The organism is Mycoplasma hafezii (assembly GCF_049942695.1).
GTDB classification, from domain to species: domain Bacteria; phylum Bacillota_I; class Bacilli_A; order Mycoplasmatales; family Metamycoplasmataceae; genus Mycoplasmopsis; species Mycoplasmopsis hafezii.
The window spans coordinates 741,862-757,005 of record NZ_CP187940.1; the positions used below are offsets into that span (position 1 = coordinate 741,862).

Genomic DNA, 15,144 nt, shown 5'->3' on the forward strand with positions numbered 1-15,144 from the left:
ACTCCTTTCTATCCTAAGATGTTGAATTGGTAATCGATTGTTAATAATACTTTACCTGTTGGTTTTCCATCTTCATCTTTTTCTTGAATTAATTTAACTGGTGCTTGTGAAAGTAATTTACCGTTTTCAGCTAAGGCTGGAACATCACCTAAAGTCATATCCACGATTGTTTCTTTGTTTTCATCAACAAATTGTACGTAGTATGTTGATTTAGGTTGTAATAAACTTCCACGGTATTTTCCCATATAGTCAAAGTCTGAAATTCAGCTTGTGTATCCGTAATCAGCAAGTGTTTTCTTAGAGTTTGTTTCACCTTGTTTTTGTAAGTAGAATACGTTGTTTGTGTTAGTTGTATTAACTGGTAAGTAAGCTACATCTTTCGCATCATCTTTGTTTGTGAATTTGATGTATTTAACTTTTTCAGCGTGTTTTGTTTCGATGTATCCAAACATTGCTAGAGCATCGAATTTTTTGTTTCTGAAGATACCTGTAATGTTTCTTGAACCAACCCCAAAGTTAAGAAGTTGTGAAACAAAGAATGCTTCAGGAACGTTATCAATTTTTGTTGTTCCGTCAAATGATGTTAAACGTTGATCTTTTTCTGGAATTTTAACTGGGTTTCCGTTGTTATCGTAAAGTTCCATATTAATCATTAATTTTTGTCATCTATCTTTAAAGTAACCATTTGATTTAGTAATTAATTGTCCAAAGTATGATGAGTTTCTTTGATCAGTTTGATCTGGTACAAATGAATTTTCATCAAACACGACATTATCTTCGTTGTATTTATCTCTGATATCTTGCACGTCTGTACCTAATTGACTTAAGTATTCTTTTTGTTTGTTAATTTCAGCTTGTAAAGCTTCAATTTGTTTTTGAGCAAGTTCTTTATCAGGGTTGTTTTCTTGTTCTTTAATTTGTAATTTTAATGATTCGATGATTGGTTTAGCAATTTGAGCTTTTTTGTATCCTTCAGTTCTTACTTTAGTAATTTCTGCGTTAGTTGCGTTAAATAAGTCGAATTGACTAACGGTAATTTGAGCAAGGTTCATTTCATTGTTATTAATTTTTGTTTCATTAATAGGTGCAAGTTGAGTTGCATCAACAATATAATCAAGTCCTGTAGTTGCTTCATTTACGTTATTTAAGAAACTTGGAAGGTTACCAAAGTTATTAACGTTTGGAACGTATGTTGTTTGTACGTAATCACGTGTTAATGTTTCAGGGAATGAGTAGATGTAATCCGTGAACTTGTCGTTAATTAATGGTTCAACTCTACTTAAGTTGTAGTTTTGGAAGTCACTTGAAGGTGCTCCAGTTGAAGGGTTGCTAAAGACCATGTTGTTTAAGAATGCATCTGTATTAATTCCTTTATTTTTAAGCATTAATACGTTTCCGATTAACATATATAAGTCAAATGAGTTAAGGTTATTTAAATCTGCTAAATCAGTAATTCCAGCTTTTGTAGCTGTATCTAAAATTAATTCTTGTAATTTCTCAATTGTTAAACTAATTCTTTCTTGTCCATTTGGAATAAATGATTTATCAAGGTAGAAGTTGTTTTTTAAGTGTGGAACTAACATTGGAATTCCATAGTCAGTTGAGAAAATAGCTTGGTTTTTAACTAATTCATATGCTGGGTTAAAGTCTTTAACTGTAAAGAATAATCCAGAGTTTCTCATTCTTTTCATTGCTGCATTAGCAAGTGATTGTTCGTTTTGCACGATTTTATTAATTGCAGCTTTTTCATCAGCATTTGCTGTTGTTAATGATTTAAGTAATTGAGCTTTGAAAATGTTTAAGTTGAATTTAGTTTTAACATATTCGATGTTTGCATTAAAGTCTACATCTGTACGTGCTTGGTTTAACCCTACACGAGTAAATTGTGAGTAATCAACTGAGAAGAATTCAAAGTAAGCTTGATAATCACTAAAGACAAGTGCTTTTTGTAATTTTCCATTTACAACTACATCTTGCATTGGAACAAATGATGCTTGTAAAGCTGAATCTACATTATCAAATGAGTTAAGTAATACAACTACTGGATCGTGTGGACTACTTGGTTGGTCTGAGAATGTACCATTTGCTAAGAAACCAATTTTAGCATTGGCAGAATTTGATTGGTTTAAAAGATATAAATCAAATCCAGCGATAAAGTTTCCGTATGGAACTGTTAATTGGTATTTTTCAGCTGTGTCTTTAACGTTTTTAATTACTTGGTAAATAATGCTTGTGGTATTTGAGTTCGCAACATAAGGGAATGAGTATTTTTGAGCTTTGTTGTTAGCACCTTTAAAGTAAATAACTGGGTTAATTGCAGCAAGTGAACCATCGTATTTACCTACGTTTTTAGTTGCGTTAATAATATTTAAGTGCTCAGGCATTCCGTTAAAGTTAAATTTACTTAAAGCAGACATTCTACCAATTCATCATGAAAGAGCATTGTTGTCTTTCATTAATGATAAGTATGAGTATCCTGTTCTAGTTTTCTTATCGATTGAATATCCATAAACGTTGTAGTATGGATCAGTTTCAACAGGGTCTTTACGTGATTTAACTGTATCAGCTCATTGTTTGAAGTTTTCACCACTAATTGGGTTAGTGAAAGTAATTTCAGGTTGTCCACCTAAAATAGTTGAGGCTTGGTTTCAACCACTGTCGTAACCATTTTTATCAATTAAGTTAATAATTGCATCATTAATAACTTTAATTTTTGTTTCAATGTAGTGACGAGATGCAGCATCAAGTGGTGTGTTAAGTGGAATATCAATAACTGGGTTTCCATTTCTATCAAACACATTAACTTTAGTATAAACTGTACGTCCATCTACTTTCTTAGAGTCAACGATATGTAAAGTTACATCACCGTTAGCATCAACACTGTATGGAATTCTTTGTCCAACACCATCAACGATTACGTTCATGATTTTTTCACCAGTGATTTCTTCAAACTCATTTTGTTTTGTTGATTTAAATGCTGAAAGTGTTCCTTCGATGAATGGGTTTAATGTTCCTGAGTTACGGTCAAATGAGTTAGCGATATATAAGTCACCTAAACGAACGTCTCTTAATTTTGCAACATCAAGCATTGTGTCGTAGTTTTGTAAGAAACGACGAAGTTTATTGTCGATAACTTTATAAACATCATCAGTTTTTTCAGGTGTTCCTCAAACATCGGCATCTGTTTCTTTAAATCATCCGTCTTTATTAACGTGTTTAAAGTTAAAGTGAATGAATTCACCTTTTTCTTGTGGGTTACCTAAAGCATCAACACGAACAATATCAAGTCCTGTTCTAGCTTTAAGGTAGTTCATTAAAGCATTAACAGCGTAGTAAGATTGAATGTTAACTCCACCACGTGTGCTAAGTCCACCAACAATAACTGAGTTATTTTGGTTATTTAACGCTTGAGATCCTTCAAGTGTATAGTGGTGTCCGTATTCGTGAGCACCTACGTATTTTAAGAAGTCAGTTGAAATTCCTTCGTAATTATCAATTAAAGCATTTAATACTAAAGGAAGCCCAATTCTATCTCCGTCATTAAGTCCTTTGTATTTTCCATCAACTACCTTGTATTCGTAAAATCCTTCATCGTTTAAAGTTTCTTCAACGTGAGGTCCATCAAATTCTTTTAATAAGTGTGGGTATTTAGTAAGAATAATGTCAAGTAAACCAGAATATACTTCGCTATATAATTGATATTCTCTAGCAGCTAAACCTTTAATTTGATTCCCTTGCGGATCTTTTAAAGTAACATTTTCAGGACCAGCAGCAAGTACTGTTGGTTTAATTGTTCCTGTATATCCTAAAGCTTGTTTAAATTGGAAGAACTCAATTTTTTGATTTAAGTTTTCTAATTCTTTTGAGTTAAATTTAACAATTTTAACTTTCGGAGCTAATGCACTATCTTGGTTTTTGTTTTCAAGGTAAGCATATAAGTTAAATGAACCATCTCCAGCTTTTTCTTTTTTAAACTGTGTTACTTTATATGCAATTTGTGAGTCTAAAAACTTTTGGTTTAATGAATCCTGTGCTTGAGCTAATGAACCATAGAAGAAGTTCTTGTCTTCTTTTTGATATCAGTAAATTGTTTTACCAATAAATCCTTCATATCCATAAAAGTCTAAGAAGTTTTCAAATTTAGTATTTACTGCTTTACGGTATGTTTCTAAAGAAACCATATCAAAGAATGTATCTGGAACTTCTTTGTAGTAGTGATCAAATCCATGTTTATCTGAATCGCTAACAAATGAAACTTTCATAACAATTGGAGTAACTTTTCCAGATGGATCAACAGTAGTTTCTTTAGTTACGTCTGCAACTTCATAAAGTTTAAATTGCTCTAAAGTTAAATCTCCATAAAATTCAGGATTTTTAGCTTTAAGTTCAGCAAATTGTTCAGCTGTAATATCTTTAGGTAAAACTAATAATGGTTTTTGAGTTACTGTTCCTTCTGATGTTTCAACAGTAGTTTCATCTCCAGCTGGTTCAGCATTACTTGCAAGCTGTTTTTTGAGCATTTCTTTAACTTCTTCAGGTACACCAGGCATATTCTCAAGAACTTGTTCCACTAATTTTGGATCAAGTTGTCCCATTGATTGTTTAATTACTTTTTTAAGTTCTTCAGGAATTCCTGGAAGTGAGTCGATTAATGAATCAATTGGAGCTTTCTTAGTATCTTCTTTATAAACAAGGAATTGTTTATCAACTAAACGTCCTGGAATTAAAATTCCGTTAAATAATTCGATGTTTGGACGTTTATCTCTTGAAGCGCCTTGAACATTTGAAGTATATGAATCAGTAAATGATCTATCTTGGTTGTTTAATAAGGCGTTAGCCATTGGGATATTTTTAAGATATTGTTCTAAAGTTTTTAAATTAGCGTTTTTAGCAAAGGTTGAATAAGCAAGTGAATCAGGTGCAAGCCCACGACCACCAGCTTGGTTGTAAATTGGTAATGAACCAAAGAAAGCATCAGGGAAAAACTTAATTTCACTTGATTCTTTTTTATCTGTGGCGTGCGAACCTAAAGTAATTGAGTTACCACGTTGTTCAGCTCCACGCACGATTCTAAAACTTTCAAGTGTTAAAATATCTGGTCCTCAAGCTACGTTATTCATAAATCATTTTGTAAATTCAATAAATTGAGCTGGTTTGACTGCAAGAACATATTCGTTATAGAAACTAAAAGAAGCATATTTAACTTCTAAAATAAAGTCTTCTTGATAAATTTCATAGTACTTTTTAAAGAAAGTATCTAAATCCATTTTTTCACTTGGATTATCAATAAATCAATATAAAGTTCCGTCTGCGTTTGTCTTAGCGACCTTCTGGTCTTTTAAAGGATTTAAAACAGCTAATGTAGGGTTAAGTTCACCCTTTTCATTTCTAATTTTTGAGTAATTATTAGCTAATTCTTTTGCTGTAAAAGGTTTTTCTGAACCCTTAACTTCATCTGAGTTTGATGCATAACCGTACATTGCACCGTATGCAGCACCAAAACCAGCACCAATTACACCTAAAGAAATTAATACCTTAGTTGTTAAGCTAAGTTTTTTAGCCATATAAATCTCCTTTCTATAAAATCAAAAACCATACTTAACGTACGGTTTTTGCTAGTTATTTCATATATTTTTTATTAAGGAAGTCTAATACTTCGTATGAAGCAACCTCACTTGCATATAAACTAGCAAGTTTAAGTTGAGTAAGTTGTACTTGTTTTCCACTTTCGTATTGTGATGGATCAAATTTTGCATAAGCATTTTTTGAAAATTGGTAGTGTGGATCATTTAAGACTGCATAATAATCTTTTCTAGCATTATCTAATTTTGTTTTAAGTTCTGCTGTATCTTGTTCTGCTTTTTTAGCTGTAATATATGCTTCATAAGCAGCAAAGTATTTTTGTTCAGCAGCTAATAAGTTTACTTTAACTTTATCAGGTGTGTATTGAGGCATAACTTGATCACCATTGTAAGCTGCATCTGTATTTTCAATATCATCAATATCTAAGTTAGTAATGTGAATATATGGTTTAGTTGATGTATCTTGGTGTCCTGTAAAGTTTCATTCAGAGTTATATGATTTAAATAAATCAAGTGCTCCTTTATCAACTTCTTTTTCTGGGTTAAGTAGCACAGCAGCTAAATCTGGACGATATTTTAAGTTTCATTGTCTAATGAATGCATAAAGTTCTTGGTTAGGAACTGTGTAATTTTTAGGATCAACAGTATCGCTTGAAGCTTTTTCGTAGTTTTCTTTAGCTACTTTGTAGTCCGCTTCTTTAGCTTGTAATTCATCTTGGATTGTTTGTAATCTTCCTGTTCAGAATTTTTTCATATCACTAGCAAATGATTTTTGAGATCATCCAAAAGTTGTGACAGTATCTAATTTGCTAAATGCATCATTAATTTCTTTTGCTTTGCTTTCAAAGAAATCTTCGTAGAAATATTCTCTAAAGAATGAATCTTTGTATTTGTCGCTTTTTTCTTCAGTATTTACTTTAGCAACACCTTCAAATGCTGTGTGAAGTTCAGTAATAAGTTTTTTGTAAGCAGCAATTTTAGCAGCTTCATCCATATTTGCAGCTTCAAAGTTTGGTCATTCAACTTTGTCAAATAATGGAGTAATAAATTCTTTGTAGAACTCATCTTCTAATTTCGCATCATTTAAGTCCGCTTCTCTTTGTTTTAATTTCTTTTGTAATTTTGTTGGTTTTGATTTTAATTTAAACATTTCGTCATTTTCTGCTGTAGTAGGATCGATTCCAACTAACTCATAATGATTGTAAATATCAAGCATATTTTCAGTATATGCTTTAGCAAGCATTAACGCAATGTATTTATCAAATAATTCAACAAAGTTGCTTTCAGGCATTCTTTTTGCTTTTGAAAATTTACCGTTTAATTCTTCTCTTAAGTTATATCAAGGTGTGTATGAAGCATCATCACTAAGTTCTTTGCTTGCAGCTTTATATACTGGTTGAAGTAATTTTGTAATTGCTTCGTTAAGTTTAGTAATTTCTGCTTTAACTTTGTTAGTTTGTTCTTGAATGTGTGTGTCAGGAACAACTAATTGTTGAATTCCCATTTGAGCTTCTGCAAATGTTCCTAAGAATTCGTAGTAAGTATGAGCACTCATATTGTATTTGTAGTTTAATGAATTCTTTAAGTATTCATCTCATACTTTGTAAATTTTTCTATAAGCAATAGAGTTTAAGTATTTATCACCTTCAGATGCTCAGAAACGACTAAGTTGAGTTAATGTGTTTTTGTAGAACACATCAAGTTTTTTAGTTGTATCTGAATCATATAAACGACCATAAAGAGGGTATTCTGACATTTTAACTGTTGATTTAAGTTGTGGATGTCATTGGTCTAAAGCAAGTTCTTTTAAAATTTTGTATTTTTGAAGTGTTTCTTCGTATGTAACGAACGCAAATACTTGATCTGCATAGTATTTAGCATTTGCTTCTGCTTTAACATATTTGTTTTTAAGGTTTTCTAAAGTTAATAACACTGATTTTTTGAATTCTTCAAGTAATTTTTGGAATTCTGGTGAATTTTGGTCTAATTTACCATCTGCTAAAAATTGTGCATAAACTTTTGGATCGTTATTTTTAATATCGTTGTAAAGAGCATCAAAGTTCGCAACTCTTCATTCAAATAAAGCTGTTAAGTATTTACTTTTTGGTCATGGTAAATCGAATTTAAAAATTGGTTCATATTGGATACCTAATTTTTTAATTCTATCCATTGTAATCGCAAGGTCCATTCTGAATTCTTTTCTTGTTTCAAAACGTTCTGGTGTTTTTAAAGTTTGTTCTTTTGCAAGTTTTGTTGATTGCATTAATTGTTCAAGAGTATCAGCTAAAGCTAAAACTTGATTTTTAGTATTCTCGTCGTTGTATTTAGCGTGTCTAAGCATTGTGATTAAAGCATCGTATCAATTAATTAAGTAATCTTGTGCTTCAAGTAATGCTTCTTTACCACTAAGTTGTCTTGGTAAGTAATCTTTAGTTAAGTTTTTAATTTCTGCATCTAATTCTTTACCATTGTATTCTTGAGCTTCTTTAAGTTTTGCTTCAGTTTCTTTTAATTTGTCTTCTACTTTACCTTTAGCAATTTTAAATGAGTCTAAATCAACTTTTAACTTTTCGTTTTCTAATTTAGTTGCTTCACTGTCTTTGATAACATCTTTGTATTTAAAGTTAGCGTTGCTAAGAATGTGAGCAAGTTCTGTTGTTCAGTTGTTAACTAATTTTTTGTGGAAAAGTTGTAATTCGTAGAGTGCACCATATTTATCTGCTGAAGTTTTTGCGTTGTTGTAATGTTTTTCAATTTCATCAGCTGCTTTAGTTCTTTCAACAAAAAAGTCTGGAGCCATTTCTGTTTTATTAATTGTGTCAAGTAAATTTCTAGTATCTGTTAATTGAGCTTTAAAATCTTGATCGTATTTAGCTTCTTGTGCTTTTTGATCATCATTACATGCTACTAACATTGTAGGAGTAAACAATAATCCTGCTGCACTTGTGATTAAAATTTTCTTTTTCATAAGTTTTCCTTCGTTTATATTTTTATTTCTTTTTAATAACTGTGTTATTATATCAAAAAAACCTTATTTTTGAATAAGGCTTTCTGTGGTACTTTAAGTAAGAATTTTAGTGCTCTTCTTCATCTAAAAGCTTTTCAGTTAACTCATAAACAATATAACCACCTTGAGCTATTTCTAGGTTTCAAGAGTGATTTGTTGCTTGGTAACTAAATAGTTCTTTAAAATGAAAATCACGTGAAATTTTGTTAGCAACTATTTTTGTATTTTGATAATTGCAAAAAGCAAATAAAAGATATTTATTTTTTTGTTCATCTTTTCTTAAAATAAACGAAGTTGGATCGGTAGTATCAACTACTAATTCAGGATTTAAAAACGTTGAGCTTTTAGTTTCTTTTAAAAACGGATACTTAATTCTTAAATCAGTTAATGTTTGAATTAACTTATATGTTGAATTAGGTTCATTAATGATATTTTCTACTGTATTTAAATGTCTTGAGTAGGTTTGCAACACATAAGTATAATCAGCATTTGTAGTAGAGTTGCTAAAGAAACAGTTAAATTTTTGATTATTTCATCTTAGCGGCTCTCTTAAGCTTGGATCGCCATACTTTCTAGTTCCGTAATAATTAAGTTCATCACCATAATATAAAATTGGTTGTCCAGGTAAAGCAAATAAACTTAAAAGTGCTATGTGCAAGGCTTCAATTTCTTGTGCAGTAATTTTTTGATTAAGTTTAAAACTACTTAATTTTTCTGCTTGAATGCGATAATTATCAATTCAACGCAACATATCATGATTATCTAAAAATGGCACTCAACCTGATTTTGAATGTACATTTTCATATAATTCAACAATCTTTTTGGTGTCTGAATAATTTACTCTTACATCAGGATTTAAGGCAAAATATTTATATCCATCATAGGTTGTGTTTAAACCATAAGAACCTTTATAAATCAAGTATTTTAGAGCTTTAAGTGGTGAAGAACCAATTCATTCACCAATCATATATACTTCATCTCTTTTTAATTTTTTAGTTAGTTTATTTGATGCTTGACGTAATTCATAGAAGATCTTAGCTTCGTTGTATTTGGTTTTTTCTTCGTTTTCACTTGAGAAGAATTCAGCGATTGCATCATATCTAAATCCATCTACTCCTACAGCAATTCAGTATTGTTGAATAGCAATTAACTGTTCTATTACATCTTTATTATTTAAATTTAAATCTGGCATTCCAGCTCAAAAACGACCAATATATTTTAGATTGCTTGCTGCTTGTTTTTGAATATTTCAAAATCTTTTTCGAACTACTTCACTATCTTGTTTTACATCAGCATCATAGTGTTTAATATCAAATTGGTAAAACTTTTGATAATATTCATCACCATTTAAGGCTGCTTGAAATCATGGGTGTTCATAAGAAGTATGATTAAACACTAAATCTAAATAAACTTTAATTCCTTTATGGTGTGCTGCTTCTAGAAATTCTCTAAAAGCTTCCATTCCACCTAATTGTTTAGCAACTTTTGTATAGTCAATTACACCGTAACCGTGATAACTAGGTGATGGATGTAATGGACTTAATCAGATTTGATCTACACCTAAATTATCAATATAATCTAATTTTTCTTTTAATCCAATAAAATCACCAATTCCGTCATTATTACCATCTGCAAAGCTATATGTTAATACTTGGTAAATTACACCTGTATTTTTAAATTTCGCTTTGTTTAATGGAGCAACACTTTTTACATTCTTATAAAGATTTTTATAATCTAATAAGTACTCATTATAGTTTTGTTTATAAATTTCATTATTCCAATTACCTATTTTATTAAGGTCGTTTGCTCTTAAATATTTTTTATACATCAACTTATCGTATCAACTTAATTTCTTTACTTGCATACTTAAATTTTAGTCTTTTTAGTGTACTTAAACTTAATAATGATGCTCGAGCAAGTAAAATTACACCCATAAAATTAACAATTATGAAATAAATTTCAGTTTTTTGTATCTTTTTTATTGATTTTTTAAAAACACACTAAAATCTCATAAAATATTAATTGATATGTTATAAAAATAATTTAAATTAAATGGAGATTTTTTGTATGAAATATTACATTTATGAACTAAAATATGTATCAATTGCTTCTTTTATAATTACCATTACATTTGTCGCAAATCTAGTGGCATGACCTTTTATTTTGTATGTGCAATGAGGTACAGTGATATTTTTAATATTAGGAATTTTTAGTGCTTGCTTTTCTCTGTTGTTTATAAAAAGCGGAACTAGTTTTCCTATTTATATTTTTGTAAGATTGAGAAAATTGCAAAATCATCCTGAGTTTCCATTTGAATATGAGCAAAATAAATTTTGAATTGGTTTTTGAAAAGTATTTTATGCATATGAATGAATACACGTAGATAGAGGGTTATAATAGCATTATATTGCTAATATGCTATCAAATACAAATAATTTTAATATGTTAGACATTGACAAAACAATTAAAAAGCTTAAAAAAATTTCAATCTGTTCATTGATATTTTCTGTTATTTATCACATAACTATAATCACGGTATTTTTTGTAATTTGAGCTGTCTCAGATCGCGATTCTTGACCGGCATTAATGCTAGCAATCGTGATGTGTTGTATGTCGCCTACTACTTTACCATCGCTTACCAGACTACCAATTTTTATTTTTGTTAGAAAAAATAAACTACATAAGAATTTAGAATTTCCATTTGAATTTGAAAAAAATAAACATTGAATTCGATTTTGAAAATTATTTTACGCAAGGACATATATACAAGTTGAAAGAGGATTATAAAAATGACAACATCTACTATTATTATAATTGTGGTAGTTGCTGCAATTTCATTGTTAATTATTGCATTGCTTTGTTCAGCAATTAAAATTGTGCCACAAACAAATTTCTGAATCGTTCAAAGATTTGGAAAATATCACAAAACATTAAGTACAGGAATTAACTTCATTGTACCCATTGTAGACCGTATTGTTCTTAAAGAAACAACTAAAGAAAAAGTTTTTGACTTTCCACAACAATTAGTTATTACAAAGGATAATGCTACTATTAAAGTTGATACGGTAACATACTTAAAAATTATTGACCCTCAACTTTATGCTTACGGAGCAGAAAGACCTATTTTTGCTATCGAAAACCTTACAGCAACTACCTTAAGAAACCTTTTTGGTGAATTAGAATTAGATCAATCTCTTACATCAAGAGAAATGATTAACACACGTTTAACACATATTTTAGATGAAGCTAGTGACGCATGAGGAATCAAAGTTAACCGTGTTGAAATCCAAAACATTGTACCACCACGTGAAATTCAAGAAGCGATGGTTCGTCAAATGCAAGCCGAAAGGGATAAACGTGCTGCTATTCTTGATGCAGAAGGAATTAAACAATCTCAAATTTTAAAAGCTGAAGGTAATCGTCAAGCTACTATTTTAAATGCAGAAGCAGAAAAAAGCAAAAAAGTGCTTGAAGCTGAAGCTGAGAAAGCTAAACTTATTTTAGAAGCTGAAGGGCAAAAACAAGCTATTGATATTATTAATAGTGCAAACTTAACAAATAACATCTTAAACTTAAAAGCAATTGATAAATTAAGCGACTTAGCAAAAGGGCAATCTACAAAATTATTCATTCCAGGTAGCGTTAAAGATTTTGCTGCACAGGTTGCTGGTGTTGCTGAAATTTTTAATTCAGTTAAAGATGAAAAAAATTCTAATAAGTAAATTAACAAAATGAAAACCACCATATCTAATGGTGGTATTTTTTATGTTTTACTCATTTCAGTAATAGGTTTTTAATTTTTTTAATTTCATAACAATAGCTTCATATAATTTCGGATTAGATTGCTTAATAAATTGTAAGTCGTAAATATAGTCTGATGAATATGATTCATCTTGAATCCCTTTTATTTGATAAATATTCGAATCTAAATAAACAAATTTTAAACTAGGAAAGTCCTGAGAATTAAAATAACTTGTAGCAACATAGAATTTCTTAGTCATAATAGTTGTTTTTTTAACTTTTTTAATCATTAAATTTTGTTTAATATAATCATCTTTTAAAAGATCATCAATTTTTGATTTAATATCCAAACCGATCTCTATTTCTTTATTAGTATCATTACTTTTAGTTAAGATACCATTGCTAATTTCCTTAAAAATTGGATAATAAAGTCTTAAATAATTATCAAACACTTCTCTAAAACTGTTTTGATCGTTTGATGCTGCAAGAAGTTTACTAAATACTATATTACTTGTTAGCTCATTTTTAAGCTCAAACCCTTTAATAAAATGGTCATCGTATTTTAGCTTTAAATTATCTAAATAAGCTTGATGTGCAGTATTTACATCTACTTCAATTTCATAAAGATTTACGTTCCGAATATCATTAAGTTCATTCATTAAATATGAAAATACATCATTTAATTCTTCACGTAATTTTTCAGCATCCACATCTTTTTTACTTTCTCATGAAAACTCACGCGGTTTCATAATTTCTTGAAGAATAGCCATTTGATAAAGATTATCAAAAAAGGTTGAATTATGCTCAGCATATTTTTTAGCAAATTCTTCATTTAAATCAACTCTTTTTACTCTAATTTCTTGAATATCAAAATCATTATCTTTTTTATTAATTAAATTATTTTTGATTTTGTCTGAATCATATTCGTATTCATCATTTCAAAAAAGATCAATTGCATTGTTATCAGAAGGAATTTCATCTTGTACATAATAAGCTAAAAATGGTCAATAAACTTTAAGACCCTTTTTAAAATTATATTCGTTTGAATAATTATTATTGTATTCATAAAGGTTTCTTGCAAAATTACGAAGATCTTCATTTAGATTTTTGTTTGTCTGCAATACTTCTTTTGAACTATCTTTTAAGCTTACTGTTAATACATTTTGATAAGAAAGTGGCTCTAATTCTTCTACTAGAGAATTATCTAAAATTTGATAATAATTGTTGATTTTGCTATTTTGAAAAATTTGTAGTATTCGCTCTTTATCATTAATATTTTTGTATTTATTCGCTAGTTCTGCAATTGTTGAAATTTCTTCATCTTGAGATTTTGAATTCTCTAAAATTGGATAAGGATTACTCATAGTCGAGTCATTATCTACGTATCTATATTGTCTTAATAATACTAGGAAGTTATTAATTATGTTAGCCTGAATTCATTGTTCTTGAATATTTTCATAATTTCAAAAGTCCTGATTAGTTAATAATTGATGCTTTGAAAAAATATAATTTAAAACATCAACATACATTAGTCGATTTTGCTTATATTCTAAAGCTTGTGGGCTAAGTCCGTGGTTTTTATATTCTCCTGCTTTAAAAATTTCAAGAATATATTTTAAACTACTTAAAATATCTTTTAATGGTTCTAATTTGTAAATTGGTAAAGTATCAGTGGTAAATTTGATTTGAAGCTTTTTATCATCATCTAAATATGTATTTACACCATCTATAAAATTATTTATGTTATCTATTTCTGCTTTAGTATATTCTACTGAAGATTTTATTTTATTACTGTATTGTAATTGTTTAGTTTTTATCAACTCAATTAATTCTGTTTGTTGATTTGACTCTTCTTGTTTAACACATGAAATACTAACCAAAGGAGTTGCTACTGTCGCTGCAGTCAGTAAAGCACCAAGCCATTTATATCTCTGTTTTACTTTCATCATTTTATTTCTTCAATAACCCTTTTTCATTAAATAATTTTTCAAACCCTAGATTTTTAATAGATGCAATTTGTTCTTCAGTTATTTTTGTATTGCTAATTAATTGATTAAACAACTCTTGTTGTTTTTCAATAAAATCGGTAATCTCTGTATATTGCGAATCACTTAAAATATCTAATTCAAAATTATTAGTTTGATAAAAAGTCATTAAAATACTTTTACAAATATCTCAGTATGTATTTAAAAATTCTTCCACTGCTTGAATCAATTGTTTTTGTTCGGTATTTAAAGCTTTATTTCCTTTATATAAAGCCACATCTTTACTATAACTTTGTAAAGAATCATACATATTCACGTATAAAAGATTTGGACCACTTAATGAATAACATAATAAATAACCATTTAGTGCTTCTACCGAATTAAAATATACAAACTCTGTCTTTTTATCTAGTCTATCTTGATAATTCGCAGTAATTTTTGTTTTTAATTCATTGGCCACCATCATTACACTTTGAATTCCTGAAGCTAATTTCAAATATTGCAGATCTGAAATATCACCATTATTCACTGCGTGTATTTGAGCATCAATGTTAAGTAGATTTAATTCGTAATTTTTCAGCGAAATAATAATATATTTATACTCACCATTTACCTTAGTATTTTCTTGTTCTAAATTCGTTATAAGTTGTTTTAGATTTTCTTCTTCTTTTTTATATTTAACTTTATTTGGTTGTAAACAAGAAACTGAGACCACAGGAACTAGTGTAAGTGCGGAAACGCTCGCAAAAAGCGTTAAAAAAGTTTTTTTATATTTTTTTAGCATAATAAAATTGTAAACAAAAAAACGCGATTTTTCGCGTTTTTCAAA

6 protein-coding genes are annotated in these 15,144 nt (G+C 29.2%); 1 reads left to right on the forward strand and 5 read right to left on the reverse strand.

The features are described 5' to 3' along the window. Window positions 1–8: 8 nt before the first annotated feature. The 3 genes from ACPYPZ_RS02835 to ACPYPZ_RS02845 form a co-directional block, all read right to left on the reverse strand. The gene (locus ACPYPZ_RS02835) at window positions 9–5,564 is read right to left on the reverse strand and encodes a PDxFFG protein (protein WP_426461065.1); all 5,556 of its coding nucleotides are present in this window, start codon (window positions 5,562–5,564) and stop codon (window positions 9–11) included. A 55-nt stretch (window positions 5,565–5,619) separates the two neighbouring features. Continuing rightward, window positions 5,620–8,550 (reverse strand): hypothetical protein, encoded by a 2,931-nt coding sequence (locus tag ACPYPZ_RS02840; protein ID WP_426461066.1) that lies wholly within the window; start codon window positions 8,548–8,550, stop codon window positions 5,620–5,622. A gap of 106 nt (window positions 8,551–8,656) precedes the next feature. Continuing rightward, the gene (locus ACPYPZ_RS02845) at window positions 8,657–10,453 is read right to left on the reverse strand and encodes an alpha-amylase family glycosyl hydrolase (protein ID WP_426461067.1); all 1,797 of its coding nucleotides are present in this window, start codon (window positions 10,451–10,453) and stop codon (window positions 8,657–8,659) included. A gap of 925 nt (window positions 10,454–11,378) precedes the next feature. Here ACPYPZ_RS02845 and ACPYPZ_RS02850 point away from each other — a divergent pair. Then, a complete protein-coding gene (locus ACPYPZ_RS02850; protein ID WP_426461068.1) occupies window positions 11,379–12,311 on the forward strand; it encodes an SPFH domain-containing protein in 933 nt (310 codons plus the stop codon). Window positions 12,312–12,359: 48 nt separating this feature from the next. Here ACPYPZ_RS02850 and ACPYPZ_RS02855 read toward each other — a convergent pair whose 3' ends face one another. Then, entirely contained in the window at window positions 12,360–14,306 is a 1,947-nt protein-coding gene (locus ACPYPZ_RS02855) for a hypothetical protein (RefSeq protein WP_426461069.1), read from the reverse strand. Then, entirely contained in the window at window positions 14,281–15,099 is an 819-nt protein-coding gene (locus tag ACPYPZ_RS02860) for a hypothetical protein (RefSeq protein ID WP_426461070.1), read from the reverse strand. The genes ACPYPZ_RS02855 and ACPYPZ_RS02860 overlap by 26 nt, the downstream gene beginning before the upstream one ends. Between the last annotated feature and the right edge of the window lie 45 nt (window positions 15,100–15,144).